The 25,893-nt window shown below is 71.6% G+C and carries 25 protein-coding genes; 13 read left to right on the forward strand and 12 right to left on the reverse strand.

Annotated features, from left to right (window positions below; all coding sequences use genetic code 11):
• Positions 1 to 28: 28 nt before the first annotated feature.
• Entirely contained in the window at positions 29 to 817 is a 789-nt protein-coding gene (locus tag AC07B0_RS18285) for a TerD family protein (protein ID WP_467290770.1), read from the forward strand.
• A 97-nt stretch (positions 818 to 914) separates the two neighbouring features.
• Here the strand turns inward: AC07B0_RS18285 and AC07B0_RS18290 are convergent, their stop codons facing one another.
• The 6 genes from AC07B0_RS18290 to AC07B0_RS18315 form a co-directional block, all read right to left on the reverse strand.
• A complete protein-coding gene (locus tag AC07B0_RS18290; protein ID WP_356880454.1) occupies positions 915 to 1,655 on the reverse strand; it encodes a TerD family protein in 741 nt (246 codons plus the stop codon).
• 125 nt (positions 1,656 to 1,780) lie between these two features.
• On the reverse strand, positions 1,781 to 2,896 hold the full coding sequence (locus AC07B0_RS18295; protein WP_356880456.1) for a DUF475 domain-containing protein: 1,116 nt from the start codon (positions 2,894 to 2,896) through the stop codon (positions 1,781 to 1,783).
• 25 nt (positions 2,897 to 2,921) lie between these two features.
• Positions 2,922 to 3,497 (reverse strand): TerD family protein, encoded by a 576-nt coding sequence (locus AC07B0_RS18300; protein ID WP_356880458.1) that lies wholly within the window; start codon positions 3,495 to 3,497, stop codon positions 2,922 to 2,924.
• A 95-nt stretch (positions 3,498 to 3,592) separates the two neighbouring features.
• Positions 3,593 to 4,168: a TerD family protein gene (locus tag AC07B0_RS18305; protein WP_356880460.1), complete on the reverse strand. Its 576-nt coding sequence runs from the start codon at positions 4,166 to 4,168 to the stop codon at positions 3,593 to 3,595.
• A 147-nt stretch (positions 4,169 to 4,315) separates the two neighbouring features.
• Entirely contained in the window at positions 4,316 to 4,774 is a 459-nt protein-coding gene (locus AC07B0_RS18310; protein WP_356880524.1) for a peroxiredoxin, read from the reverse strand.
• 227 nt (positions 4,775 to 5,001) lie between these two features.
• Entirely contained in the window at positions 5,002 to 5,427 is a 426-nt protein-coding gene (locus AC07B0_RS18315) for a DUF3052 domain-containing protein (RefSeq protein ID WP_281206266.1), read from the reverse strand.
• Positions 5,428 to 5,853: 426 nt separating this feature from the next.
• Here AC07B0_RS18315 and aceE point away from each other — a divergent pair, with 426 nt between their 5' ends.
• Entirely contained in the window at positions 5,854 to 8,586 is a 2,733-nt protein-coding gene (aceE, locus tag AC07B0_RS18320; protein ID WP_469384640.1) for a pyruvate dehydrogenase (acetyl-transferring), homodimeric type, read from the forward strand.
• A gap of 257 nt (positions 8,587 to 8,843) precedes the next feature.
• Positions 8,844 to 9,632 carry a potassium channel family protein gene (locus AC07B0_RS18325; protein ID WP_469380896.1) on the forward strand — a complete coding sequence of 263 codons (789 nt, stop codon included), beginning with the start codon at positions 8,844 to 8,846 and terminating at the stop codon, positions 9,630 to 9,632.
• Here AC07B0_RS18325 and AC07B0_RS18330 read toward each other — a convergent pair.
• Entirely contained in the window at positions 9,629 to 10,024 is a 396-nt protein-coding gene (locus AC07B0_RS18330) for a peptidase inhibitor family I36 protein (RefSeq protein WP_356880466.1), read from the reverse strand. The two genes, AC07B0_RS18325 and AC07B0_RS18330, sit on opposite strands and share 4 nt — an antisense overlap.
• A gap of 365 nt (positions 10,025 to 10,389) precedes the next feature.
• Between AC07B0_RS18330 and AC07B0_RS18335 the strand changes: the two genes are divergently transcribed.
• The 3 genes from AC07B0_RS18335 (at position 10,390) to AC07B0_RS18345 (ending at position 13,388) form a co-directional block, all read left to right on the forward strand.
• On the forward strand, positions 10,390 to 11,070 hold the full coding sequence (locus tag AC07B0_RS18335) for a TetR family transcriptional regulator (protein ID WP_478898589.1): 681 nt from the start codon (positions 10,390 to 10,392) through the stop codon (positions 11,068 to 11,070).
• Between the two features lie 231 nt (positions 11,071 to 11,301).
• Positions 11,302 to 12,441: an alpha/beta hydrolase gene (locus tag AC07B0_RS18340; protein WP_469380902.1), complete on the forward strand. Its 1,140-nt coding sequence runs from the start codon at positions 11,302 to 11,304 to the stop codon at positions 12,439 to 12,441.
• A gap of 98 nt (positions 12,442 to 12,539) precedes the next feature.
• On the forward strand, positions 12,540 to 13,388 hold the full coding sequence (locus AC07B0_RS18345) for a DUF4429 domain-containing protein (protein ID WP_356880470.1): 849 nt from the start codon (positions 12,540 to 12,542) through the stop codon (positions 13,386 to 13,388).
• Positions 13,389 to 13,479: 91 nt separating this feature from the next.
• Here the strand turns inward: AC07B0_RS18345 and AC07B0_RS18350 are convergent, their stop codons facing one another.
• The gene (locus AC07B0_RS18350) at positions 13,480 to 14,502 is read right to left on the reverse strand and encodes an aldo/keto reductase (protein WP_467290761.1); all 1,023 of its coding nucleotides are present in this window, start codon (positions 14,500 to 14,502) and stop codon (positions 13,480 to 13,482) included.
• A complete protein-coding gene (locus tag AC07B0_RS18355) occupies positions 14,499 to 14,888 on the reverse strand; it encodes a MerR family transcriptional regulator (RefSeq protein WP_356880474.1) in 390 nt (129 codons plus the stop codon). The genes AC07B0_RS18350 and AC07B0_RS18355 overlap by 4 nt, the downstream gene beginning before the upstream one ends.
• Positions 14,889 to 14,966: 78 nt before the next feature.
• On the opposite strand from AC07B0_RS18355, the gene AC07B0_RS18360 reads away from it, so the two are divergent.
• A complete protein-coding gene (locus AC07B0_RS18360) occupies positions 14,967 to 15,782 on the forward strand; it encodes a serine hydrolase domain-containing protein (protein WP_478898608.1) in 816 nt (271 codons plus the stop codon).
• Between the two features lie 4 nt (positions 15,783 to 15,786).
• Here AC07B0_RS18360 and AC07B0_RS18365 read toward each other — a convergent pair whose 3' ends face one another.
• Positions 15,787 to 16,446: a pirin family protein gene (locus AC07B0_RS18365; RefSeq protein ID WP_356880476.1), complete on the reverse strand. Its 660-nt coding sequence runs from the start codon at positions 16,444 to 16,446 to the stop codon at positions 15,787 to 15,789.
• Positions 16,447 to 16,527: 81 nt separating this feature from the next.
• Between AC07B0_RS18365 and AC07B0_RS18370 the strand changes: the two genes are divergently transcribed.
• From AC07B0_RS18370 to fabF, 5 genes are all read left to right on the forward strand, one after another.
• Entirely contained in the window at positions 16,528 to 17,739 is a 1,212-nt protein-coding gene (locus tag AC07B0_RS18370; RefSeq protein WP_356880478.1) for a PucR family transcriptional regulator, read from the forward strand.
• 89 nt (positions 17,740 to 17,828) lie between these two features.
• On the forward strand, positions 17,829 to 18,746 hold the full coding sequence (locus AC07B0_RS18375; protein ID WP_356880480.1) for an ACP S-malonyltransferase: 918 nt from the start codon (positions 17,829 to 17,831) through the stop codon (positions 18,744 to 18,746).
• 19 nt (positions 18,747 to 18,765) lie between these two features.
• Positions 18,766 to 19,770: a beta-ketoacyl-ACP synthase 3 gene (locus AC07B0_RS18380; protein WP_478898590.1), complete on the forward strand. Its 1,005-nt coding sequence runs from the start codon at positions 18,766 to 18,768 to the stop codon at positions 19,768 to 19,770.
• 55 nt (positions 19,771 to 19,825) lie between these two features.
• Entirely contained in the window at positions 19,826 to 20,074 is a 249-nt protein-coding gene (locus AC07B0_RS18385; protein ID WP_356880484.1) for an acyl carrier protein, read from the forward strand.
• Between the two features lie 80 nt (positions 20,075 to 20,154).
• Positions 20,155 to 21,420, forward strand: coding sequence for a beta-ketoacyl-ACP synthase II (gene fabF, locus AC07B0_RS18390; protein ID WP_356880486.1), 1,266 nt, complete (start codon positions 20,155 to 20,157; stop codon positions 21,418 to 21,420).
• A gap of 74 nt (positions 21,421 to 21,494) precedes the next feature.
• Here the strand turns inward: fabF and AC07B0_RS18395 are convergent, their stop codons facing one another.
• On the reverse strand, positions 21,495 to 21,989 hold the full coding sequence (locus AC07B0_RS18395; RefSeq protein ID WP_030160508.1) for a DUF3145 domain-containing protein: 495 nt from the start codon (positions 21,987 to 21,989) through the stop codon (positions 21,495 to 21,497).
• Positions 21,990 to 22,239: 250 nt separating this feature from the next.
• On the opposite strand from AC07B0_RS18395, the gene AC07B0_RS18400 reads away from it, so the two are divergent.
• Positions 22,240 to 23,136, forward strand: coding sequence for an SGNH/GDSL hydrolase family protein (locus AC07B0_RS18400; protein WP_356880488.1), 897 nt, complete (start codon positions 22,240 to 22,242; stop codon positions 23,134 to 23,136).
• 148 nt (positions 23,137 to 23,284) lie between these two features.
• Here the strand turns inward: AC07B0_RS18400 and AC07B0_RS18405 are convergent, their stop codons facing one another.
• Positions 23,285 to 25,801, reverse strand: coding sequence for a beta-glucosidase (locus AC07B0_RS18405; protein WP_478898609.1), 2,517 nt, complete (start codon positions 25,799 to 25,801; stop codon positions 23,285 to 23,287).
• Positions 25,802 to 25,893 lie beyond the last annotated feature (92 nt).

Genomic DNA, 25,893 nt, shown 5'->3' on the forward strand with positions numbered 1-25,893 from the left:
TCGGGCCCGGGAGGGCAGGATGACGGGCATGACGCACGCGATGCAGAAGGGCTCGAACATCCCGGTGGCCGCCGTGGCGGTCCGGGCGGTGCTGCGCTGGTCCACGGGGCCAGAGGTGCCGGACGTGGACGCCTCGGCGCTGCTCGTGGGCGCGGACGGGCGCGTGCGCTCGGACGAGGACTTCGTCTTCTACAACCAGCCCCGGCACCCCTCGGGAGCCGTGTGGCGGCTCGGGAAGAAGCAGCTCGGCGACGGGATCACCGACGCCGTCCAGGCCGACCTGCGCACCGTCACCCCGGAGGTGGACCGGATCCTGGTGGTGGCCTCGGCCGAGGACGTCCCCTTCGAGCGGGTCCACGACCTGCGGATCCTGCTCTACGACGCCACCCCGGGCGCCGGCCCCGAGCCGCTGGCCTTCTTCGACGTGCGGCCGGAGACGGGCGCCGAGACCGCGCTGATCTGCGGGGAGCTGTACCGCAGGGGCGAGGGCTGGAAGTTCCGCGCGCTGGGCGAGGGCTACTCCGACGGGCTCGTGGGGCTGGCGACCGACCACGGCATCTCCGTGGACGAGAACGCCGCCGAGGGCGGCTCCGAAGAGGCCGCGCCCGCGGCGGCCTCCGTGTCCGGCGCCGGGCCCACCGCCGAGCAGACGGCCGCGATGCGCCCGCCGCTCCCGGCCCCGCCCACGCAGGCCCCGCCGGCCGTCGAGCCGGCGTACGGATATCCGCAGCCGGTGTCCCCGGCGCCGGTGCCGGCCCCGGGCGGGGACCCGTCGTTCCGGCTGCCGGTGCAGGGCCCGCAGTTCATCCGCCGCTGACGCCGCTCACACCGCCCACGCCGCCCGTGCCGCTCACACCGCCCGTGCCGCCCGCCCCGGCGGTCACCGTCGGCTCCGGTCCCCCGGAGCCGGCCGGTCAGGCCTTGGTGCTCTTGTAGCCCCGCCCCCACTGGAGCCCCCAGCCGTACAGCCGGTCGAGCTCGGCCTGGAACCCGTAGACGAACTTCACCTCGCGCCGGACGATCAGCTCGCCCTTGACGTTCTCCAGGGACAGGACCGCGCAGGAGCGGGCCTGCGGCTGCCTCTCCTCCAGCGGGATCTCGATCCGCGGCCCGGTCACCGGGTACAGGGTGACGAGGGCGTGCGTCCGGTCGAAGGCCGGGGTCTGGTCGTAGATGTAGACGAAGACGAGCAGCCGCTTGATGTCCTCGGCGTGGTCGAGGTTGATGTAGAGCGTCTCCCCCGAGGCCGAGCCGAACCGGTCGTCCCCGCTGAGCTTCACGTACGGCGGGTCGTTGAGGTCGCCGAGGAGGTTCCCGAGGGGCTGCACGGCACCCCGGGTGCCGTCGGTCAGCTCGTACAGGCAGCCCATGTCGAGGTCGACGTTGACCATGCCCTGGGTGTGGGCCTGCACCATGTCGGGCTTGAACAGCCTGAGCGGGTGCCGCAGCAGCTGCCCGCTCTGCCCGGAGCGGCCGCCGATGTCCGAGGTCCGCATCCGCCACGAGAGGTTGACGCGCAGGTTGCCGTGGACCGCCTGCTGCTTGGTCAGCGACACCGTCGGATGTCGTTTGGTCAGCTCGATGGCGTTCGACGAGGCGTGCCCCGAGTCGAACCCCATGGCGCGCGCGCCCCTGATCCCGTCGAAGAACCCCATGGTCCCCTGCCCCCCTGCTGCCTCACGAGTACGAACCCCTCACCCATACGGAAGCGGGGCGGCCGCCGGGTCCGTGGACCCGTCCGGCCGCCCCGCAACTGGAGCGTTCCGCATTAGCGCCGAGGTCATGCCTCGGCTGCGGCACCCTCCAGCTCCAGGCGCTTGTTGCGGCGCACCGAGGACCAGAAGGACCAGCCGATGAGCACGACGCCGACGAGGCCGGTGATGACCTCGTTGATCTCGTACTGGATGGTGACGAGCAGGATCACGGCGAGCGCGCCGATGGCGTAGTGGGCGCCGTGCTCCAGGTAGACGTAGTCGTCGAGGGTGCCCTGGCGGACCAGGTAGACCGTGAGCGACCGGACGTACATGGCACCGATGCCGAGGCCGAGGGCCATGAGCACGATGTCGTTGGTGATGGCGAAGGCGCCGATGACCCCGTCGAAGGAGAAGGAGGCGTCGAGGACTTCCAGGTAGAGGAACATGAAGAAGGCGGCCTTGCCGGCCATGGCCACAGCGGAGACGGGCTTGCCGGTCTTCTTGGCCTCTTCCTCGGCCTCGTGCTCGGCTTCCTCCTCTTCCTCCAGCTTGTTCTCGAAGTAGCCGGAGAGACCGCCGACGACCATGTAGGTGATCAGGCCGAGGACGCCGGAGATCAGGACGGTCTGCGCCTTGTCGACGTGCGCGCCGCCGTGCTGGTGGGCGTTGGTGGCGAAGGTCATCGCGGTGATGACCAGGATGATCAGCGCGATGCACGCGGACAGCATGTCGATCTTGCCGAGCTTGGCGAGCGGACGCTCCAGCCAGGCGAGCCACTTGATGTCGCGGTCCTCGAAGATGAAGTCGAGGAAGATCATCAGCAGGAACATGCCACCGAAGGCGGCGATGGACGGGTGGGCGTCCGTGACGAGCTGCTGGTACTGGTCCTTGTCGGACAGTGCGAGGTCGACCGCCTCGATCGGCCCGATCTTGGCGCTGATCGCGACGATGACGACGGGGAACACCAGGCGCATGCCGAACACGGCGATCAGAACACCGATGGTGAGGAAGATCTTCTGCCAGAAGGCATTCATCTTCTTCAGGATTCCGGCGTTGACCACCGCATTGTCGAAGGACAGCGAGATCTCCAGGACCGACAGGATCGCCACGATCCCGAAGGCCTGCCACCCCCCGTAGAACACCGCTGCGACCAGACCGAGCGCAGTGATTGCGAACGACCAGCCGAAGGTTTTGAGAACCACTGGCACCCCATCGTCTTGTACGGCTTTACGAAACGTTGACCCCGAAGTCTAGAGCGATGCCCCGCAGGCCCGACGCGTACCCCTGCCCTACCGCTCGGAACTTCCATTCACCGCCGTACCGGTAGACCTCGCCGAAGATCATCGCGGTCTCGGAGGAGGCGTCCTCGGTGAGGTCGTAGCGGGCCAGTTCCTGGTCGTCGGCCATGTTGACGACGCGGATGAAGGCATTGCTGACCTGGCCGAAGCTCTGGCGGCGGGCGTCCGCGTCGTGGATCGAGACCGGGAAGACGATCTTGTCCACGTTCGCCGGCACCTTGGTGAGGTCGATGATGATCGACTCGTCGTCACCCTCACCCTCGCCCGTGAGGTTGTCGCCCGTGTGTTCGACGGAGCCCTCGGGGCTCTTCAGGTTGTTGTAGAAGACGAAGTACGCGTCCCCGAGCACCCGGCCGCTGTTGCACAGCAGCGCGCTGGCATCGAGGTCGAAGTCGGCTCCCGTGGTCGAGCGCGCGTCCCATCCGAGTCCGACCAGAACCCGGGTGAGGTTCGGTGCGGCCTTGGACAGGGAGACGTTGCCCCCCTTGGCGAGTGTGACGCCCATGTTGTGTTCCTCCCCGGACGACGTGATGTGGTGGCAAAGCCGGTCCGGCGCCGTACACACAGTGCACGGCGCCGGACGGACGGACTGCTGTCGGCTCAGACGTTGACGCCGAAGTCCTGCGCGATGCCGCGCAGGCCCGAGGCGTAGCCCTGGCCGATGGCGCGGAACTTCCACTCCGCGCCGTTGCGGTACAGCTCGCCGAAGACCATGGCGGTCTCGGTCGAGGCGTCCTCGGAGAGGTCGTAGCGGGCGAGCTCGGTGTTGTCCGCCTGGTTCACGACGCGGATGTACGCGTTGCGGACCTGGCCGAAGCTCTGCTGACGGCCCTCGGCCTCGTAGATCGAGACGGGGAAGACGATCTTCGCGACATCGGCGGGGACGCCGGCCAGGTTGACCTTGATCGCCTCGTCGTCGCCCTCGCCCTCACCGGTGGTGTTGTCACCGGTGTGCTCGACCGAACCGTCCGGGCTCTTCAGGTTGTTGAAGAACACGAAGTTCGAGTCGTTGGCGACCTTGCCCTGGTCGTTGGTCAGGATCGCGCTGGCGTCGAGGTCGAAGTCGACACCGGTGGTGGTGCGAGCGTCCCAGCCCAGACCGACGATGACCGCCGTCAGGTTAGGCGCGGCCTTGGTCAGCGAGACGTTGCCGCCCTTGCTGAGGCTGACTCCCACGGGTCCTCCATTGGGTATGTGTCTGGGGCGGGGCCCCGTCGTGCGGTTGCTACCGGATCAACGTTCCGATCCTAGTGACGGGTTCCCGTTCGTACACGGTTTTGGTACGGAATCTGCCCGCGAGGGCAGCAGAGACCTGCGGAGGCCTCAGAGGCTGTCGAGGGCCTTGATGTACTCGTTCAGGTCACGGGCGTCGGGCAGTCCGTTGACGACAGTCCACCGCACGACGCCGTCCTTGTCGATGATGAAGGTGCCGCGGACCGCACAGCCCTTGTCCTCGTCGAAGACCCCGTAGGCGCGGGAGGTCTCCCCGTGCGGCCAGAAGTCCGACAGCAGGGGGTAGTCGAGGTTCTCCTGCTCGCCGAAGACGCGCAGGGTCGGCACCGAGTCGTTCGACACGGCGAGGAGCTGCACCTCGTCGTTCTGGAACCGGGGCAGCTGGTCGCGCAGCTCGCAGAGTTCGCCGGTGCAGACGCCGGTGAAGGCGAACGGGTAGAAGAGCAGCACCACGGCCTTCTCCCCCCGGAAGTCGGAGAGCCGCACGGTGGCGCCGTGATTGTCCTTGAGCTCGAAGTCCGGAGCCTTGTCGCCGACCTCGATGGCCATCTCTCTCATCCCTTCGTTCTGCATTCCTGCACGTGCGCGTTGGACCGTTCGGGTGAGCCCGCCGGTCCCGGGGCCCAGCCTAGGGGGTGTCCGGCCGATCGGAGCGGGCGCGGTCGCGCCCCGTCCGGCCGGGCCCGGGGTGCCGCCGGGTGCCCGAACGACCGCGCCCCGCCGACCTCGGGTGATCCGGGTCGGCGGGGCGCGTCCGCTTGACTGCGGGGTTCGGCTCAGCGCTTCTTGGCGGCGGCCTTCGGGGTCGTCAGCTTGACGGCGGTCCAGTCGTCGCCCACCTTGACGGGCTTGGCCTGGGAGAGGCCGGCGGTCTCGACTGCCTCGCTGATGTCGCTGGCCTGCACGAAGCCGTCACGGCCCGTCTTGGGGGTCAGCAGCAGGACGACGGAGTTCTCATCGACCAGTTCGATGGCATCGACCAGCGCATCGGTCAGGTCACCGTCCTCTTCCCGGAACCAGAGGATCACGGCGTCGACCTCGTCGTCGTAATCCTCGTCGACGAGTTCGCTGACGTGCTTCTCGACGGCGTCACGGAAATCCTGATCGACGTCGTCGTCGTAGCCGATCTCCTGGACCACCTGTTCGGACTGGAAGCCAAGTCGGGTGACCGGGCTCTCCGCGTGGTCCGCGGTCGCGCTCACGGGGTGCCTCCTGCTCATGTTCGGTGAATGTCTTTCGGCGGCGCGCGTACGCGCAGCATTGGGCGTAGTCCACACGGGCGCGGCGGATCGCGCAAGTACCCGGCCGCCGAGACCGTCGAAACGGTGACGATTGCGGCCGTCTCGCCGCAACTTTCAGGCTTCCCGTTCACGCCCCTGGTGATTCATCCCACACCATTCCAGCTCATTCGGCATCGCATGAGGACTTTCCTACCTGTTTGAGGGACGAACGGCCTTACGAACCGGGTGATCGACCGGGGCGTAAGGTTGCGATTTGGCCCTACCCGCTCCTCCGCTCCTTCGCCGCTCCAGGTGTTACCCAGTGGTAGAGGTGAAGATTTCGGCCGAGCGTAAGACCATGGGAGGCGGCGACCCAAGGCACGACTCCCCCGACAGCGAAGGAACAGCGTGGCTTCCGCATCCGATCGCAATCCGATCATCATTGGCGGCCTGCCGAGTCAGGTCCCGGACTTCGATCCGGAGGAGACGCAGGAGTGGCTCGACTCCCTGGACGCCGCAGTCGACGAGCGGGGCCGTGAGCGTGCCCGGTACCTGATGCTGCGGCTGATCGAGCGGGCCCGCGAGAAGCGCGTGGCCGTGCCGGAGATGCGCAGCTCGGACTACGTCAACACCATCGCCACCAAGGACGAGCCGTTCTTCCCCGGCAACGAGGAGATCGAGCGCAAGGTCCTGAACGCCACCCGGTGGAACGCGGCCGTGATGGTCTCGCGCGCCCAGCGTCCCGGGATCGGCGTCGGCGGCCACATCGCCACCTTCGCCTCCTCCGCCTCCCTCTACGACGTGGGCTTCAACCACTTCTTCCGGGGCAAGGACGAGGGCGACGGCGGGGACCAGATCTTCTTCCAGGGGCACGCCTCCCCCGGCATCTACGCGCGCGCCTACCTCCTGGACCGGCTCTCCGAGCAGCAGCTCGACGCGTTCCGGCAGGAGAAGTCGAAGGCCCCGTACGGCCTGTCCAGCTACCCGCACCCGCGGCTGATGCCGGACTTCTGGGAGTTCCCGACCGTCTCGATGGGCCTCGGCCCGCTGGGTGCGATCTACCAGGCCCGGATGAACCGGTACATGGAGGCGCGCGGGATCGCGGACACCTCCAAGTCCCACGTCTGGGCGTACCTGGGCGACGGCGAGATGGACGAGCCGGAGTCGCTGGGCCAGCTGTCGATCGCCGCCCGCGAGGGCCTGGACAACCTGACCTTCGTCGTCAACTGCAACCTCCAGCGGCTCGACGGCCCGGTGCGCGGCAACGGCAAGATCATCCAGGAGCTGGAGTCGCAGTTCCGCGGGGCCGGCTGGAACGTCATCAAGCTGATCTGGGACCGCTCCTGGGACCCGCTGCTGGCCCAGGACCGCGACGGCATCCTGGTCAACAAGATGAACTCGACGCCGGACGGCCAGTTCCAGACGTACGCCACGGAGTCCGGCGCGTACATCCGCGAGCACTTCTTCGGCGGCGACCAGCGGCTGCGCGCGATGGTCGAGAACATGACCGACTACCAGATCCAGCACCTGGGCCGCGGCGGTCACGACCACAAGAAGGTCTACGCGGCCTACGCGGCGGCCAAGGCCCACAAGGGCCAGCCGACGGTGATCCTGGCGCAGACGGTCAAGGGCTGGACGCTCGGCCCGAACTTCGAGGGCCGCAACGCGACCCACCAGATGAAGAAGCTGACGGTCGACGACCTCAAGCGCTTCCGCGACCGGCTGCACATCCCGATCACGGACGCCCAGCTGGAGAGCGGCGCGCCGCCGTACTACCACCCGGGCCGCAACTCCCCCGAGATCCAGTACATGCACGACCAGCGCAGCGCGCACGGCGGTTACGTGCCGACGCGCGTGGTGCGCGCCAAGCCCCTCCAGCTGCCGGAGGAGAAGACCTACGCGGCCGCGAAGAAGGGCTCGGGCCAGCAGTCCATCGCGACGACGATGGCCTTCGTCCGCATCCTGAAGGACCTGATGCGGGACAAGGAGATCGGCAAGCGCTTCGTGCTGATCGCGCCCGACGAGTACCGCACCTTCGGCATGGACGCGTTCTTCCCGAGCGCCAAGATCTACAACCCGCTGGGGCAGCAGTACGAGGCGGTCGACCGCGACCTGCTCCTCGCGTACAAGGAGTCCCCGACCGGCCAGATGCTGCACGACGGCATCTCGGAGGCCGGCTGCACGGCCTCGCTGATCGCCGCGGGTTCGGCGTACGCGACGCACGGCGAGCCGCTGATCCCGGTCTACGTCTTCTACTCGATGTTCGGTTTCCAGCGCACCGGTGACCAGTTCTGGCAGATGGCCGACCAGCTGGCGCGCGGTTTCGTCCTCGGCGCGACCGCCGGCCGGACCACCCTGACGGGTGAGGGTCTCCAGCACGCCGACGGTCACTCCCAGCTGCTGGCCTCGACGAACCCGGGCTGCGTGGCGTACGACCCGGCCTACGGCTACGAGATCGCACACATCGTCCAGGACGGCCTGCGGCGCATGTACGGTCCCGACGCGGAGGACGTCTTCTACTACCTGACCGTCTACAACGAGCCGATCCAGCACCCGGCCGAGCCGGCGGACGTGGACGCCGACGGGATCCTCAAGGGCATCCACCGCGTGTCGCAGGGCTCCGCGGGCACCATCGGGGCGCAGATCATGGCCTCGGGCGTGGCGGTGCCGTGGGCCCTGGAGGCCCAGCGGATCCTGGCCGCGGAGTGGGACGTGAAGGCGGACGTCTGGTCGGCGACCTCCTGGAACGAGCTGCGCCGCGAGGCCGTCGAGGTGGAGGAGCACAACCTGCTCCACCCGGAGGAGGAGCAGCGCGTCCCGTACGTGACGCGGAAGCTGTCGGGTGCGGACGGGCCGTTCGTGGCGGTCTCGGACTGGATGCGTTCGGTCCCGGACCAGATCGCGCGGTGGGTGCCGGGCGCGTACACCTCGCTGGGTGCGGACGGATTCGGCTTCGCGGACACCCGTGGTGCGGCGCGGCGCTTCTTCCACATCGACGCGCAGTCGGTGGTGCTGGCGGTGCTGACCGAGCTGGCCAAGCAGAACAAGATCGACCGTTCGTTGCTGAAGCAGGCGATCGACCGCTACCAGCTCCTGGACGTGACGGCCGCGGACCCGGGCGCCGCGGGCGGCGACGCCTGACGGCCGGTGGTGCGAGCGGCGGGGGGGGCCCCCGGGGGCCCCCCCGGGCCCCCCCCCCACCCCCCCGCGAAAACAACCTGGCGCAGGGCGAAACCACCCCCCGCCCCGGCGGGGGGGGGGGCGGCGGCCCCACCGCCCGGGGGGCCGCGCCCCGGCCCCCCCCCCCCGGGCGGGGGGGGCGGGGGGCCGGGCGGGGGGGGGGGGGGGCCCCCCCGCCCCCCCCCCCGCCGCTTTACGCGTTCCCTACGATGCTCGGCATGAAGGAACCCTCCCGCCAGCTGCTGTGGGAGCGGCGGAGCCAGACCCCGCTGCTCGTCCTCGCCGTGGCCTTCGCCGTCGCCTACGCCGTTCCGATCGTGGTGCCGGACGCGCACGCGCGGGTGCAGCGGGCGTGCACGGTCACCGAGTGGGTGGTGTGGGGGGCCTTCGCCGCCGACTACCTGGTGCGGCTGGGCCTGTCGCCGGCCCGGAAGGCCTTCGTACGGACGCACTGGCTGGACCTGGCGGCGGTGCTGCTGCCGCTGATCCAGCCGTTGCGGCTGCTGCGGCTGGTGTCGACCCTGATGCTGGTGGGCCGGCGGGCGCGGATGGCCCCGCAGGTCCAGCTGACGACGTACGTCGCGGGCGCGGTCGTCGGCCTGCTGATGTTCGGTTCCCTGGCGGTGCTGAGCGTGGAGCGGGACGCTCCCGAGGGGAACATCAAGAACCTGGGCGACGCGGTGTGGTGGTCCTTCACCACCATGACGACGGTCGGCTACGGCGACCACTCCCCGACCACCGGGCTCGGCCGGGTCCTGGCCGTCGGGCTGATGCTGTCGGGGATCGCCCTGCTCGGTGTGGTGACCGCCAACATCGCCGCCTGGTTCATCGCCCGCTTCGAACGCGACGACCAGGTGGAGCGGCTGCAGCTGGCGGCAGTCCGCGAGCTCCAGGAGGAGGTGCGGGCGCTGCGCGCCGAGGTGGCCCGGCTGGGCCCGGTGGCCCCCGGCGCGGGGAGCGGCGTACCGCCGACCCGGGCGCCGGAGGACGCCGTGGGCGCGGCCTAACGGTCCCAGACCTTGAAGGCCCTCACCTGGTAGGGGGACTGGGGCAGGAGGACGCCGTCGCCCGGGTAGGTCTGGAACTCGCCGGTCTCCGCGCATTCGGCCGACTGGTAGGTGGTCACGGGGCGGCCGGTGCGGTTGACGAGGGACTGGGCGGTGGTGCCGGCGGGCAGCGCCGTGCAGCTGTTGATGTCCAGGGTGCTGAGTTCGTGGCTCTGCCGGGTCCCCTTGAAGTCCGCCTTGGCCCACAGGCACAGCTGTCCCGTGGCGCAGGACGACCAGGGCGGCGGACCGGCGGCGTGTGCGCGGGCTGCCGTGCCCGGGACGAGTGCGGTGGCGGCCAGGACGGCGGCGGCGAGCGCGGTGACGCGTGCGGTGCTGTTCCACGTACGCATGACAGGTCATCTCCTTGGTGGACGCGGGAGCCCCGGACCGGTTCCGAGGGCTCCGTCGACACCACGCTGACCTGCACGGACGCCGGTACGGAAGGGGCTGTCGGCGGGTCCACCCGGATAGGCGACAGCCCCGCCGGAACCGTCCGGCGCGGCTTTCGTGCGCCCGGGGTTGACGGCGCCGGACCGCCTGACGGGGCGGCGCGGGGGCGTGCGGCGGCGGCCACGCCGGCTCCCCCCGTCCCCGAGCTTGTCCCCGAACGTGTCACCGGCCCCCGGGTTCACCAACGGCTCAACGGGGCGCCGGCCGTCCGTCCGGTCACGGGTACCCTGACCGCTCACTCAGCGTCAGAAAGGACCCCGCGGTGATGACCGATCCGCGGCCGGCGCCGGCCGCCCCGCCGGCGGCCGGACTACGCGAACGCAGGAAGCGGCGCACCCGGGACGCGCTGCTGCGCGCCGCGCTGCTGCTGTTCGTCTCCCGGGGCTACGAGCGGACCACGGTCGACGAGATCACCGACGCGGTGGACGTCTCGCAGCGCACCTTCTTCCGGTACTTCGCGAACAAGGAAGAGGTCGCCTTCGCGGTCCAGGACCTCGTCGAGCCGCACTTCGTCGCCGCGCTGCGGGCCCGGCCCGCCGAGGAGGACCCCCTCACCGCGATGCGCCGCGCGGTCCTCGCCACCTGGGACACCATCGAGGAGGCCGTCTCCGGGGTGGTCCCCGTCGACCTGTACATGCGCAGTTACCGGCTGATCGAGTCCACCCCGGCCCTGCTCGCCGTGCACCTGCGGCGCTCGGCCGTGCTGGAGGAGGAGATCGCCCGGCTGATCGCCGCCCGCGAGGGCCTGGACGTGGACGCCGACCCCCGGCCCCGGGTGGCCGTCGCCGCGTTCTGCGGCGTGATGCGCGTCACCGGGCGGCTCTGGGGGCAGGGCGAGGACACCAGCGTGGACGCGATCCGGCGGATGACCGCGGCCCACCTCGACCGGATCGGCCCCGCCCTCGCCCGGGACTGGCGCCGCACCGCCACCGCGGACCACGACTGACCCTTGCGGCCGGAAGATCACCTCCCCCGCGGCACGGCTGACGGAGCGTGAGCGACCGGCGGTCCCGGTCCCACGGTCGGCCGTGACCCCCGTCACCTGACGCGCCAGGGGCTCCGGCGGTCTTTTAGTCTGACTCCAGTGAAACTGTCCGGCCCCGCCCCCTCCGCCGCCGGCGCACCCACGCGCCCCGCCGCCCTGCGCACCCTGCTCGCGCTCGCGGTCGTCTTCGTCATGCTGGCCACCACCGGCTGGACCGCCGTGCACCGCCCCGAGGCCGGGACCCCGCCGCGGGCCGCCGCGCTCGCGGCGTGGGCCGTGGCCCGGATCGACGGCCGGGCGCTGCCGCCCGCCGACGCACCCGTACGGACGGTGGCCCGCTTCTTCGAGAGCCTGGACGGTGCCCAGCGGGCCCGGCTCACCAGCGGCTACCCGCTCGTCGTCGGCAACCTCGACGGGGTCCCCGCCCAGCTCCGCTACGAGGCCAACCGCACCTCCCTGCACCAGGCCGAACGCCTGGAGCAGGAACGCGCCCGCGACGTCGCCCTCAGCCCGGCCGACCGCGGCACGGCCACCCGGCGCGCCCACCGCTTCGCCTCCCTCGCGGACCCGGCCCGGCAGATCCTCGTCTTCGACCCCACCGGCAACGGCCTCGTCGCCGAGGTCTTCGGCGACCTCGACCGGGCCCGCCGGATCTCGGTGATCGTGCCCGGCGTGGACACCGACGCCGTCACCTTCGAGCGCACGCAGCGCCGCCTCACCGCCCCCGCGGGCATGGCGCAGTCCCTGTACGAGGCCGAGCGCGCGGCGGCGCCCCGTACCGACACCGCCGTCATCGCCTGGGCCGGGTACACGGCGCCCACGGGGGTCGGCGTGGACGCCGCCACCGGCCGCCTCGCCGTCCAGGGCGCGGCCCGCCTGCGCTCGCTGTCGGCGGCCCTGCCCGGGGACGCCAGCGTGGCCCTGTTCTGCCACAGCTACGGGTCCGTGGTGTGCGGGGTCGCCGCGCACGGGCTGCCCCGCCGGGTGACGGACGTGGTGGTCGCCGGCAGCCCCGGCATGCGCGCCGGCAACGTCGCCGAGCTGGAGACCGGCGCCCGGGTGTGGGCGACGCGGGACGAGGGCGACTGGATCGAGGACGTACCGCACCTGGAGCTCGGCGGGCTCGGGCACGGGGCGGACCCGGTGTCGCCGGAGTTCGGCGCGCGGCTGCTGTCCTCCGTCGGCGCGAAGAGCCACACCGGCTATTTCGAGCCAGGCACCGCCTCGCTCGACAACTTCGCGCGGATCGGAACCGGCGCGTTCGGTTCCGTCACCTGTGTGGGAGACACCGACGACTGCCGCCGCGAAATTTCCGGCACGGAGGGTGACTGACGGGGACCGACGTCGGCCGGGCCCGCCCGGCACCGGCAGAACCCCGCGAGAACCCGACCCGGCGACGAGGAAGACGCACGGGGCCGCGTCCCTCTACGATGTGCCGCATGGGTGACGTACTGGCCGGAAATCATGCCGTCTGGGAGTTCGACTCGGACTCGGTGCTCATCCGCTTCGCACGGGGGATGCGAACTCCACGGCTCTGGCACGCGCTGGGGCCGCGCCGGATCCCCCTCGAAGCGCTGACCGGGGCGAACGTGACCGCAGGCCGGAGGGACACGGTGATCCTGCGCGCAGAACCACGGCCCGGCGCCGACCCGCTCGTGGAAGCGGCCGCCGGGCAGCTCAAGGACGCCTGCGATCCCTACCGCCTCGTGCTCCCCCGCGACCGGGCGGCCGACGCCGACGCCTTCGCGCGGTCCCTGCGCGAACGGCTCGACCCGGACGCCGCGACCGAACCCGCCGACCGCTTCCTCGTCGAGGTCCCCGGAGCGCCCCTCCAGCTCAAGGCCTACGACGCCCGCGTCGGCTTCGACGGCACCACCGTGGCGTTCCAGTGGTCCCGCACCGGCGCCACCAGCACCAAGTGGAAGGCCGGCGACCAGCGCTACCCGCTGACCTCCCTCACCGGCGTCGAGTGGACCTCACCCGACCGCCCGGGCGGCGGCCACCTGCGGCTCCTCCCCCGCGACACCGCCACCGACGCCCGCCCCGACCACGACCTCGCCGCCGCCGTCTTCGGCGTCGGCTACGGGGCCGTCCACGAATCGCTGCCCTTCGCCGCGGCCGTCCTCGCGGCCCTGCGCGCCCGCACCCCCGTCGCCTCCGTCCCGCCCGCCCGCCCCGCCGAGGACGACCGGCTGCGGCACCTCACGGAACTGCACGGCGCGGGCCTCCTCACGGACGCCGAGTACTCGGCGCTCCGCGCACGGTTCTCCGAGGACTGAGGCCGCGAACCGGGGCCGCGAGCCGGGGACCGGGGCCGCGAACCGGGGACCGGCGCCGCGAGCCGGAGAGCGGCGCCGCGAGCCGGGGCCGTCAGGCTTCGCGGGCGGCCGACGTGGAGCTCATGTCCGGGTAGCGGTCGCCCGCCACGCCCGCCGCGATCGGCTCCAGCAGGGCCAGTTCCCCGTCCGTCAGGGTGATCCGGGTCGCCGCCGTGTTCTCCGCGACCCGGGCCGGCCGGCGGGTGCCGGGGATCGGGACCACCGTCAGGCCGTGGACCGACGCCCGCTGCTGCACCCACGCCAGCGCGACCTGCGCCGCCGTGACCCCGTGCGCGGCCGCGATCTCCCGGACCGGAGCCAGTAGCTCCGCGTTCGTCCGGGCGTTGTCCCCGGTGAACCGCGGCTGGAACTGCCGGTAGTCCCCGGCCGACAGCTCCGCCGACGCGTCCGCGAAGGAGCCCGTCAGGAAGCCGCGCCCCAGCGGGGAGTACGGCACGAAGGCCACCCCGAGCTCCGCCGCCGCGCCCACCGCGCTGCGCTCCACGTCCCGGCTGAACAGCGACCACTCCGACTGGAGCGCCGCGATCGGGTGCACCGCGTACGCCTCGCGCAGCTCGGCCCCCGTGACCTCGCTCAGCCCCAGGTGCCGCACCTTCCCCTCCTCCACCAGTTCGGCCATGGCGCCCACCGACTCGGCGAACGGCACGTCCGGGTCCCGGCGGTGCATGTAGTAGAGGTCGATCACGTCCGTCCCGAGCCGCCGCAGGCTGTCCTCGACGGCCCGGCGGACGTACGCCCGGTCGTTGCGGACGCCCCGGTAGTGGGGGTCGTCGGTGCGCTCGATGCCGAACTTCGTGGCGAGGGTGATCGCGTCCCGGTGGGCGGCGACGAAGGGCGCGAGGAACTCCTCGTTCGCGCCGCGCCCGTACACGTCCGCCGTGTCGAAGAGGGTGACCCCGGCCTCCAGCGCCGCGTCCAGCGTCGCGCGCGCCGCCGCCTCGTCGGTGTCCCCGTAGAACTCGCTCATGCCCATGCAGCCGAGGCCCTGGACGCCGACCACCGGTCCGCCCTTGCCCAGCCCGGTCCGCTCGATGGTGCTTCCGTGCTCCGTCATGTCCGTGCCTTTCCGGCCGTGCGCATCTCGTACATTCCGATCTTGAAGTCCAGTACGCCGAGGGCGTCCGTCAGTTCCGTGATCCGGGCCCGCACCTCGGTACGGGTGCGTTCCAGCAGCTCACGGCGCTGCTCGACGGTGTGCTCGCCCTCGCGGACCAGTTCGGCGTACCGGACCATGTCCGCCACCGACATGCCGGTGGCGCGCAGCTTGCCCACGAAGGACAGCCAGTCGAGGTCCCTGTCGCTGAACCGGCGCTGCCCCGAGTGGGAGCGGTCCACGTGCGGCATCAGGCCGATCCGCTCGTACCAGCGCAGCGTGTGCTGGGTCAGGCCGGTCCGGGCCTCGACCTCGCTGATCGTGTACCGCGTCTGCGTCAGGCTCATGGCCCCACGCTAAAACCTTGGAGTGCACTCCAAGCAAGTAGGCTCGGCCGCATGGAGAGCATGGAGGCCGGCAACGGCATGGAAAGCCTGCGGATCATCGAGAGCTGGCCGGTACCGACGGCCGCGGCGGCCGTCGTGCGCGCCGACGGGAGTCTGGCCGGCTCGCACGGGCCCCTCGGCCACCGGTTCCCGCTGGCCTCGGTCACCAAGCCGCTCACCGCGTACGCCGTCCTCGTCGCGTACGAGGAAGGCGCGGTCGAACTGGACGAGCCGGCCGGGCCCGAGGGGTCGACGGTCCGTCACCTCCTCGCGCACACCAGCGGGCTGGCCTTCGACGAGCACCGCGTCATGGGTCCGGCCGGGCAGCGCCGGCTGTACTCCAACGCCGGGTTCGAGGTGCTGGGCGACCACGTCGCCAAGGCCACCGGGATCCCCTTCGCCGAGTACCTGCACCAGGCGGTGTTCGAGCCGCTGGGCATGACCTCCTCCGCGCTGGAGGGCTCGCCCGCGAAGGACGGCGTCTCCACCGTCACCGACCTGGTGCGCTTCGCCGCCGAGCTCCAGGCGCCCCGGCTGCTGGACGTGCGGACGGTCGCCGACGCCACCTCGGTGGTCCACCCGGGCCTCAAGGGCGTCCTGCCCGGCTACGGACACCAGTCGCCGAACGACTGGGGCCTCGGCCTGGAGATCCGCGACGGCAAGTCCCCGCACTGGACGGGCCTGACCTCCTCGCCGCGCACCTTCGGGCACTTCGGCCAGTCCGGCACCTTCCTGTGGGTGGACCCGGACGCCCGCGCGGCGTGCGTCGCACTGACGGACCGCGCCTTCGGCCCGTGGGCGGCGGAGGCCTGGACCCCCTTCACCGACGCGGTCCTCGCGGAGCTCCGGCACTAGCCGGTCAGAGCGGCAGTTCCCAGATCAGCAGTTCCCCCGGGGAACCGGCGGTGATCTCCAGGCCCTTCTCGGCCGTGATCCGCGCCGAGTCCCCGGGGCCCAGCTCCTCCCCGTCGAGCCGCAGGTCCCCGCGGACCACGTGCAGGTAGACCCGGTCGGCGTCCGGTACGGGGATCCGTTCGCCCGCGCCCGGACGCCGCACGTGCAGCACCGCGCCGGCCGCCGGGACCTCGTACGGGGTGCCGTCGGCGAGGCCGCGGACCACGTCGTACGAGGGCTCCCCGCCGCCGGCGAGCGGCGCGAGCCACGTCTGTACGAACCGCAGCGGGACGGCTCCGTCGTTGCGCTCCACGTGCCGCGCCCCGGAACCGGCGCCGAGCCGCTGGACGTCACCGGGCCGCACCAGCCCCGAACGGGTGGAGACGCCGTCCCGGTGCGTGAGCTCGCCCTCGACCACCCAGGTGACGATCTCGGTGTTGGAGTGGGGGTGCTCGTCGAAGCCCGCACCGGGCGCGAGCCTCTCCTCGTTGCAGGCCAGCACCGGGCCGAAGCGGATGTTGTCCGGATCGTAGAAGGACCCGAAGGAGAAGGCGTGCCGGGTGGTGATCCCGGCACCCGGATCCCCTCCCGCGTACCGGTCTGCGGCGCGGCGTACATCAATCATGGAGGCCACCGTAGCCCCCGGCACGGGACGGGGCCCGAGACCGGAGTCCGCGCCGGGGCGCCGATAAGGCAGTCTTGTCCCGTGCCCCAACCCGAACGTGAGCAGTCCCCCGAGACCCGTCCCGCGCATCCGGCCCACCCGCACGCCGCGACGCTGCGCCGGCTGGAGAAGTCTTCCGGCCGGCTCGCCGCCAACGCCATCGCGCGCATGGACGAGACCCTGCCGTGGTACAGGGCGATGCCCCCGGAGAACCGGTCGTGGATCGGTCTGGTCGCCCAGGCCGGCATCGCCGCGTTCACGGAGTGGTTCCGGCACCCCGAGACCCCCCAGGCGATCTCCACCGACGTCTTCGGGACGGCTCCGCGCGAGCTGACCCGGGCGATCACCCTGCGCCAGACCGTCGAGATGGTGCGGACGACGATCGAGGTCATGGAGACCGCGATCAACGAGGTGGCGGCCCCCGGCGACGAGTCGATCCTGCGCGAGGCGCTGCTGGTGTACGCCCGGGAGATCGCCTTCGCGACCGCCCAGGTGTACGCGCAGGCCGCCGAGGCGCGCGGGGCGTGGGACGCCCGCCTGGAGTCCCTCGTCGTGAACGCGGTGCTGTCGGGCGAGGCCGACGAGGGGGCCCTGTCGCGGGCCGCCGCGCTCGGCTGGAACTCGCCGGAGCACGTGTGCGTCGTACTGGGCACCGCGCCGGACGGGGACAGCGAGCTGACCGTCGAGGCGATCCGCCGGGCGGCCCGCCACCACAAGCTCCAGGTCCTGACCGGGGTGCTGGGCGACCGCCTCGTGGTGATCGCGGGCGGCAGCGACAACCCGATGCAGGTGGCGAAGTCGCTGATCGGGCCGTTCGCGGCCGGTCCGGTGGTGGCCGGTCCGGTGGTCTCCGACCTGCTGAACGCGACGAAGTCGGCCCAGGCCGCGGCCGCCGGCCTGAAGGCCTGCACGGCCTGGCAGGATGCCCCCCGCCCGGTGCTGGCGGACGATCTCCTGCCCGAGCGCGCGATCGCCTCCGATCCCTCGGCCAGGGAGCAGTTGGTGGAGGAGATCTACAGACCGCTGGAGGAGGCGGGGTCGGCACTGCTGGAGACGCTCAGCGTCTACCTGGAGCAGGCGAGCAGCCTGGAGGGGGCCGCCAGGATGCTGTTCGTGCACCCCAACACGGTGCGCTACCGGCTCCGACGTGTGACCGACGTCACCGGATGGTCACCCTCCGATGTTCGTTCGGCGTTCACGCTGCGAATCGCCCTGATCCTGGGGCGTCTGGCCGACGGAGATCCGCAGTCCTAGACTTTTGTCGGACATCAACAATTACCCCGACGGTTCTTCGTCCCTGTCCCCACGGGCGGCGGAGACCATCCACAAGAGAGAGTGTGAGGGTGCTCGTACTCGTCGCTCCAGGCCAAGGCGCTCAGACGCCCGGCTTCCTGACTCCCTGGCTCGAACTGCCCGGTGCCGCTGACCGCGTCGCCGGCTGGTCCGACGCCATCGGGCTCGACCTTGCCCACTACGGCACGAAGGCCGACGCGGACGAGATCCGCGACACGGCCGTGGCACAGCCGCTGCTGGTGGCAGCGGGTCTGCTGTCCGCTTCCGCCCTCGGTTCCCCCGCGGCCTTCGGTGCCGTGGCGGGCCACAGTGTCGGTGAGATCACCGCCGCCGCGTACGCGGGCGTACTGTCCGACGCGGACGCGCTGTCGTTCGTCCGTACCCGTGGTCTGGGCATGGCCGAGGCCGCCGCCGTCACGGAGACCGGCATGGCCGCCGTCCTCGGCGGTGACCAGGACGTGGTGGTCGCCCACCTGGAAAAGCTGGGTCTGACCCCGGCCAACATCAACGGTGCGGGCCAGATCGTGGCCGCCGGCACCGCCGAGCAGATCGCCGCTCTGGTGGCGGAGAAGCCCGAAGGCTCCATCAAGGTCGTCGCCCTCAAGGTCGCGGGCGCCTTCCACACGCACCACATGGCCCCCGCGGTGGCCGAGCTGGCGAAGGCCGCCCAGGCCCTCACCCCTGCCGATCCGACGCTGAAGTACGTGTCGAACAAGGACGGCCTCGTCGTCGAATCGGGCGCCGACGTCGTCGCCCGTCTGGTCGGCCAGGTGGCGAACCCGGTCCGCTGGGACCTGTGCATGGAGACGTTCGGTTCGCTGGGCGTCTCCGGGATCGTCGAACTGTGCCCCGGCGGCACGCTGACGGGTCTGGCCAAGCGCGCGCTGAAGGGCGTGCCGAGCGTGGCCCTGAAGACCCCGGACGATCTCGACAAGGCCGCGGAGCTCCTCGCCGGGCACGCGGCCTGAGAGAAGGAGCCCACACAGCATGTCCAAGATCAAGCCGGCCAAGGGCTCCCCGTACGCCCGCATCCTCGGCGTCGGCGGCTACCGCCCGACCCGTGTGGTGCCCAACGAGGTCATCCTGGAGACGATCGACTCGTCCGACGAGTGGATCCGCTCCCGTTCCGGCATCGCGACGCGGCACTGGGCCGGACCGCACGAGACGGTCGCCCAGATGTCGGTGGAGGCCTCCGGCAAGGCGCTGGCCGATGCCGGGATCTCTCCGGAGCAGATCGGTGCCGTGATCGTCTCGACGGTCTCGCACTTCAAGCAGACTCCGGCCGTGGCGACGGAGATCGCGCACCGGATCGGCGCGGTGAAGCCGGCCGCGTTCGACATCTCCGCGGGCTGTGCCGGTTTCGGCTACGGCCTGACCCTCGCCAAGGGCATGGTGGTCGAGGGGTCGGCGCAGTACGTCCTCGTCATCGGTGTCGAGCGGCTTTCGGACCTGACCGACCTGGAGGACCGCGCGACGGCCTTCCTGTTCGGCGACGGTGCGGGTGCCGTGGTCGTGGGCCCCTCGGACGAGCCGGCCATCGGCCCCACGGTGTGGGGTTCGGAGGGCGACAAGTCCGAGACCATCAAGCAGACCGTGCCGTGGGACGAGTACCTCGGCAAGGACAGCGGGGAGAAGTTCCCGGCCATCACGCAGGAGGGTCAGGCGGTCTTCCGCTGGGCCGTCTTCGAGATGGCGAAGGTGGCCCAGCAGGCGCTCGACGCCGCCGGGATCAGCGCCGAAGACCTGGACGTCTTCATTCCGCACCAGGCGAACATGCGGATCATCGACTCGATGGTGAAGACTCTGAAGCTGCCGGAGCACGTCACGGTCGCCCGTGACGTGGAAACCACCGGCAACACGTCGGCCGCCTCGATCCCGCTCGCTATGGAGCGGCTCCTGGCGACCGGAGCGGCGAAGAGCGGCGACACCGCGCTCGTCATCGGCTTCGGGGCGGGACTCGTCTACGCCGCGACGGTCGTTACCCTCCCCTAGGACCGGAATCCGTTCCGGTCCTGCTCAACCCATTCAGCTAGAGAAGGAGCGCCACATGGCCGCCACCCAGGAAGAGATCGTCGAAGGTCTCGCGGAGATCGTCAACGAGATCGCCGGCATCCCGCAGGAGGACGTCCAGCTCGACAAGTCCTTCACCGACGACCTGGACGTCGACTCCCTGTCCATGGTCGAGGTCGTCGTCGCCGCCGAAGAGCGCTTCGACGTCAAGATCCCGGACGAGGACGTCAAGAACCTCAAGACGGTCGGCGACGCCGCTTCGTACATCCTGAACAACCAGGCCTAAAGCCTGCCGAGCGTTTGTCGCCACCTGGCGGTGGCGCCGTGACAATTCAGCACCCCCTGAGACGTGGAGAAAGAATTCCTGTGAGCCCGACCAATCGCACCGTGGTCGTCACCGGTATCGGCGCAACCACTCCGCTGGGTGGCGACAGCGCTTCGACCTGGGAAGGCCTGCTCGCCGGCCGGTCCGGAGTCACGCCCCTGGAGGGCGAGCGCTTCGCCGAACTCCCGGTCCGTATCGCCGCGCAGGCCGCCGTGGACCCGAGCGAGGTACTCCCCCGCCCCCTGGCCCGCAAGCTCGACCGCTCGGCGCAGTTCGCCGTCATCGCCGCCCGTGAGGCCTGGGCCGACGCCGGCTACACCGCTCCGGCGGGCGAGGACGAAACGATCGTCCCCGAGCGCCTGGGCACCGTGATCGCCTCCGGCATCGGCGGCGTCACCACCCTGCTCGACCAGTACGACGTACTGAAGGAAAAGGGCGTGCGCCGGGTCTCCCCGCACACCGTCCCCATGCTCATGCCGAACGGCCCGTCGGCCAACGTGGGCCTGGAGGTCAACGCCCGCGCCGGTGTGCACACGCCGGTCAGCGCGTGCGCTTCGGGCGCCGAGGCCATCGGTTACGCCGTCGAGATGATCCGTACCGGCCGTGCCGACGTGGTCGTCGCGGGCGGCACCGAGGCGGCGATCCACCCGCTGCCGATCGCCGCGTTCGCCAACATGATGGCGATGTCGAAGAACAACGAGAACCCCACCAAGGCCTCCCGCCCGTACGACAAGGGCCGTGACGGCTTCGTCCTCGGCGAGGGCGCAGGCGTCGTGGTGCTGGAGTCCGCCGAGCACGCCGCCGCGCGCGGCGCCCGCGTCTACTGCGAGGTGCTGGGCCAGGGCCTGTCCGCGGACAGCCACCACATCGCGCAGCCGGAGCCCACGGGCCGCGGCGTCGCGGCCGCGGTGCAGAACCTGCTCGACAACACCAACCTCGACCCGTCCGAGCTGGTGCACCTGAACGCGCACGCCACGTCGACCCCGCAGGGCGACACGGCCGAGCTGAAGGCCCTGCGCAAGGTCCTGGGCGACGACCTCGACCACATCGCGATCTCCGCGACCAAGTCGATGACCGGTCACCTGCTGGGCGGCGCGGGCGGCATCGAGACGGTCGCGACCGTCCTGGCGCTGTACCACCGGATCGCCCCGCCGACCATCAACGTCGACGAGCTGGACGACGACATCGACGCGGACATCGTGCGCGGCGAGCCGCGCAAGCTGCCCGTCGACGGTCCGATCTCGGCGATCAACAACTCCTTCGGTTTCGGCGGCCACAACGTCACCCTGGCGTTCCGCACCGTCTGACCCCGTACGACGTGAAGGGCCCCGTCCGGCAGCTGCCGGGCGGGGCCCTTCGCGTGCGGGGGGGGCCGCCGGTCCTAGACGACCTGGTGGAGCCAGCGGACCGGGGCTCCCTCGCCGGCGTACCGGAAGGGTTCCAGCTCGTCGTCCCAGGGCTTGCCGAGGAGCTTGGCGATCTCCGCTTCCAGGTCGGTCTCACCGCGCGCGGACCGGGCGAGGGCGGCGCGCAGCCGGTCCTCGGGGATGAGGATGTCCCCGTGCATTCCGGTGACGGCGTGGAAGATGCCGAGTTCCGGCGTGGAGCTGTAGCGCTCGCCCTCGGCGGTCGGGCAGGGTTCGGCGGTCACTTCGAAGCGGAGCAGGTGCCAGCCGCGCAGGGCGGAGGCGAGTTTCGAGGCGGTGCCCGCCTCGGCCTGCCAGGAGAACTCGGCTCTCCAGGTGCCGGGGGAGGCGGGCTGCCGGATCCAGTCGAGGTTCACCCGCACCCCGAGCACGCCCGCAACAGCCCATTCCACGTGCGGGCAGAGCGCGCGCGGCGCGGAATGCACGTACAGAACTCCACGTGTCGTCACCGGGACCTCCAGTGTGGGACGAGGTCGGGAATAAACTCTAGAAAACGGACAGTATGTGACGTGATGTAATGTAACGGAAATTATTTGACATTGCGCACCGGCACTTGCGGCCGAAACGCCACGGGAAAAAGCTACCGTGCGCCAGGGGTCATGGTGTGACGTACGGTCGCTCCGAGGCCGGTAAACACAGAGCATTCACTCAGCAGGACGCCCCCGGAAGGACGCGGGGCGACGAGGGAGGGACCACCCCATGCGCACCACCGCTCCGCGCCGCAGCGCGCGCCGGGCCTTCGCGGGCGCGGGCCTGGCGGTGGCCGTCCTGGCCGCGTTCGTCACCGGCTGTGACGAGGGCGTTCCGGAGGCCGAGGGCGAGCGGGGGGCGCAGGCCGCGCCGCGCTGGAACACCGCGCCCGCGTCGGTCGCCGCCGTCGGCGATTCCATCACCCGCGGGTTCGACGCCTGTTCGGTGCTGGCGGACTGTCCCGAGGTGTCCTGGGCGACCGGGAACGACCCCGCGGTCCGCTCCCTCGCCGCGCGGCTGCTCGGCGAGGCGGAGGTGCCCGCGCGCAGCTGGAACTACGCGGTGACCGGCTCGCGGATGGCGGACCTGCCGGTGCAGCTGACGGCGGCCGCCGCGCACAAGCCCGACCTGGTCACGGTGATGGTGGGCTCGAACGACGCCTGCCGGCCCACCGCTTCGTCGATGACTCCGGTCGCGGAGTTCCGCGACGGGTTCGAGAAGGCCCTGAAGGAACTGCGGACGGCTTCGCCCTCCTCCCAGGTGTACGTGTCCTCGGTGCCCGACCTCCAGCGGTTGTGGGAGCAGGGCAAGGACAGTCCGATGGTCCGGCAGATCTGGAAGCTGGGGATCTGTCAGTCCATGCTGGCCGAGCCGCTGTCGGCCACGGCGGGGGCGACGGCCCGCCGGGAGCAGGTGCGGGCGCGGGTGGTCGAGTACAACGAGGCGCTGCGCGAGGTCTGCGCGAAGGACGCCCTGTGCCGTTACGACGGCGGCGCGGTGTTCCAGTACCCCTTCTCGGCGGATCAGTTGAGCCGCTGGGACTGGTTCCACCCGGGGAAGGACGGGCAGGCGCGGCTGGCCGAGCTGGCGCACCGCCAGGTGACGGCGGCCGAGCCGCCGCGTTGACGCGGAGGACCGGAGGCGGGTGTCAGGGCCCGCCCCCGGTCCGTTCCGGGGCCGCTGCGGGGACGATTTCAGGCCATTCGGCCTTCCGGCGTGTCGCGCGGCGGTTCGTGTCCGGCCGTCAGGTCGCTCCTGCCCCGGCCGGGGCGGCTCACGCCAGGTCGAGCGCGGCCGTCAGGCGGGTGTCGGTGTACGAGCCGCCCGCGCGGACCTCGTAGCCGCCGCCGATCCGCCGCCAGGCGCCCGTCTCCTCGTCCCAGATCTGGAAGGCCCGGGCGGGCAGGGTGATCTCGGCCTCGACGCTCTCCCCCGGCCCGGCCTCGACGCCCGCGAAGCCGGCCAGCCAGGCGGCGGGGCGTTCCACGGTGTCGGCGACGGGTGCCAGGTAGACCTGGACGACCTCCCGGCCGGGCCGGGTGCCGGTGTTGGTGATCCGGACCCGGACGCTCTCGGGGGTGGCCTCCAGGGACTCGTAGGACCAGTCGGTGTAGCCGAGGCCGTGCCCGAAGGGGTAGGCGGGCACGACGGAGCGGGCCTCGTAGGCGCGGTAGCCGATGAGGAGCCCCTCGGCGTACTCCAGGCGTCCTTCGGCGGGGACCACCTCGGTGACGGGCGCGTCGGCGAACGCGGCGGGCCAGGTGGTGGGCAGGCGCCCGCCGGGCTCGGCGTCCCCGAGGAGCACGTCGGCCAGCGCGGCCCCGCCCTCCTGCCCGGGGAACCAGGTCAGCAGGACGGCGGCGACCTCCTCGCGCCAGGGGAGCTCCACCGGCGAGCCGGCGTTGACGACGACGACCGTGTTCGGGTTGACGGCGGCGACGGCGCGCACGAGGTCGTCCTGCCGGCCGGGCAGGGTGAGGTCCTTGCGGTCGAAGCCCTCGGACTCGACCCGCTCGGTGGTGGCGACGACCACGACGGCCGTGTCGGCGGCCCGGGCGGCCTCCACGGCCTCGGCGATCAGCTCGTCGGCGTCCCGGCGCGGGCCGAGGTGGAGCAGCGAGAACATGATCGCCTTGAGCGGGAGGGTGCTGGTGTCGGGGACCTGGTAGGTCAGCGAGACCTCGACGGGCCGGCCCTCGGCGAGGGGGAGACGGGCGCGCTCGCTGGGGGCGCCGAAGAAGGCCTCGAAGGGGTCGGCCTCGTCGCCCATCTCCTGGACGCCCTCCCACAGGGGCGTTCCGTCGACGGTGAGGGCGAAGGCGCCGAGTCCGCGGGTGCCGAAGGCGTGCTCGCCGCTCTCGCGCGGGGTGAAGGTACCGGTGACCTCGATGGTGGCCATCGTCTCGTACGCGGCGCCCGCGGGCAGGTCGTCGCCGATCCACTGGACCTGGCCGCTCGGCAGGCTGCCCTCGCCGAGGACGGCCCCGGAGGCGTCGCGACAGACGGCGCGCAGCTCGAAGCCCTTGTCGGCGGGGGTGAGTTCCTCGCTGGGATCGGCGCCGACCGCGAAGGTCAGGGTCCCTTCCGGGAGGGCGGCGGTGAGGCCGTCGAGGGGGGACACGACCCGCTCGGGGAAGACGGTGGCGCTGCCGCCGCCGAGGACGCGGGCGTCGCGGGCCGCGGCGCCGAGGAGGGCGACGGTGCGGCCGTCGCCGGCGGCGAACGGCAGCGTGCCGCGTTCGTTGCGTACGAGGACGAAGCCGCGGGCGGCGATCTCGCGGGCCAGGGCCTGTCCGTCGACGGCGTCCGGCACCTCGGTGACCACGGGCGGGGCGCCTTCCAGGGCGCCGACGCGGGCCGCGAGGCGCAGGACGTTGCGCACGGCGGCGTCCACGGCGGACTCGGGGACCTCCCCGTCCCGGACGGCCGCGGCGAGGGCGGGCCCGTAGACGGTGGTGGGGCCGGGCATGGCCACGTCGAGGCCGCCGAGGATGTCGCCGGTGGTGGAGCGGGCGGCCATCCAGTCGGAGACGTTGTAGCCGTCGAAGCCCCACTCGGCGCGCAGGACCTCGTTCACCAGGTGGGCGTTCTCGGTCATCGTGGTGCCGTTGACCTGGTTGTAGGAGGTCATGACGCCCCAGGGGCGGGCGTTGGCGACGATGGCCTCGAACGGCGCCAGGTACAGCTCGCGCAGCGGGCGCGGGGCGATCGCGCAGTCGACGGTGAAGCGTTCCGTTTCCGCGTCGTTGCCGACGAAGTGCTTGACGGTGGTGCCGACCCCGCCGTCCTGGACCCCGTTGACGTAGCCGCTGCCGATCTCGCCGGTCAGGTACGGGTCCTCGGAGTAGCACTCGAAGTGGCGGCCGCCGAGCGGGGAGCGGTGCAGGTTGACCGTGGGCGCGAGGAGGACGTCGACGCCCTTGCGGCGGGCCTCCTGGGCCAGGAGCCGGCCCGCCCGGCGGGCGAGGACGGGGTCCCAGGACGCGGCGAGGGCCGTCGGGGAGGGCAGGGCGATCGACGGGTCGTCGGCCGTCCAGCGGACGCCCCGGACGCCCACGGGCCCGTCGGACATGACCAGCGACCGCAGTCCGATCTCGGGGAGGGCGGGCAGGGACCACATGTCCTGGCCGCCCAGGAGGCGGGTCTTGGCATCGAGGTCCAGCTTGCCGAGCGCCGCCTCGACGGCGTCCTCGCGGACCCGGTCGGGGGTCTGGTCTCGGCTCTGATCACGGGTCTGCGCGGCATCGGTCACGGCCGTAACTCCTCGCTGAGTGCGGTGCGGTCGCCCCATCGTGGACCCGTTGCCTGGCGAACGGTAGGGTTCGTGATGAATTCGTGACATTGGGATGCCGTACGGTCCTGCTGGCGGGCGAGAACGGAAGG

It is taken from the genome of Streptomyces sp. NPDC044704 (assembly GCF_056433525.1).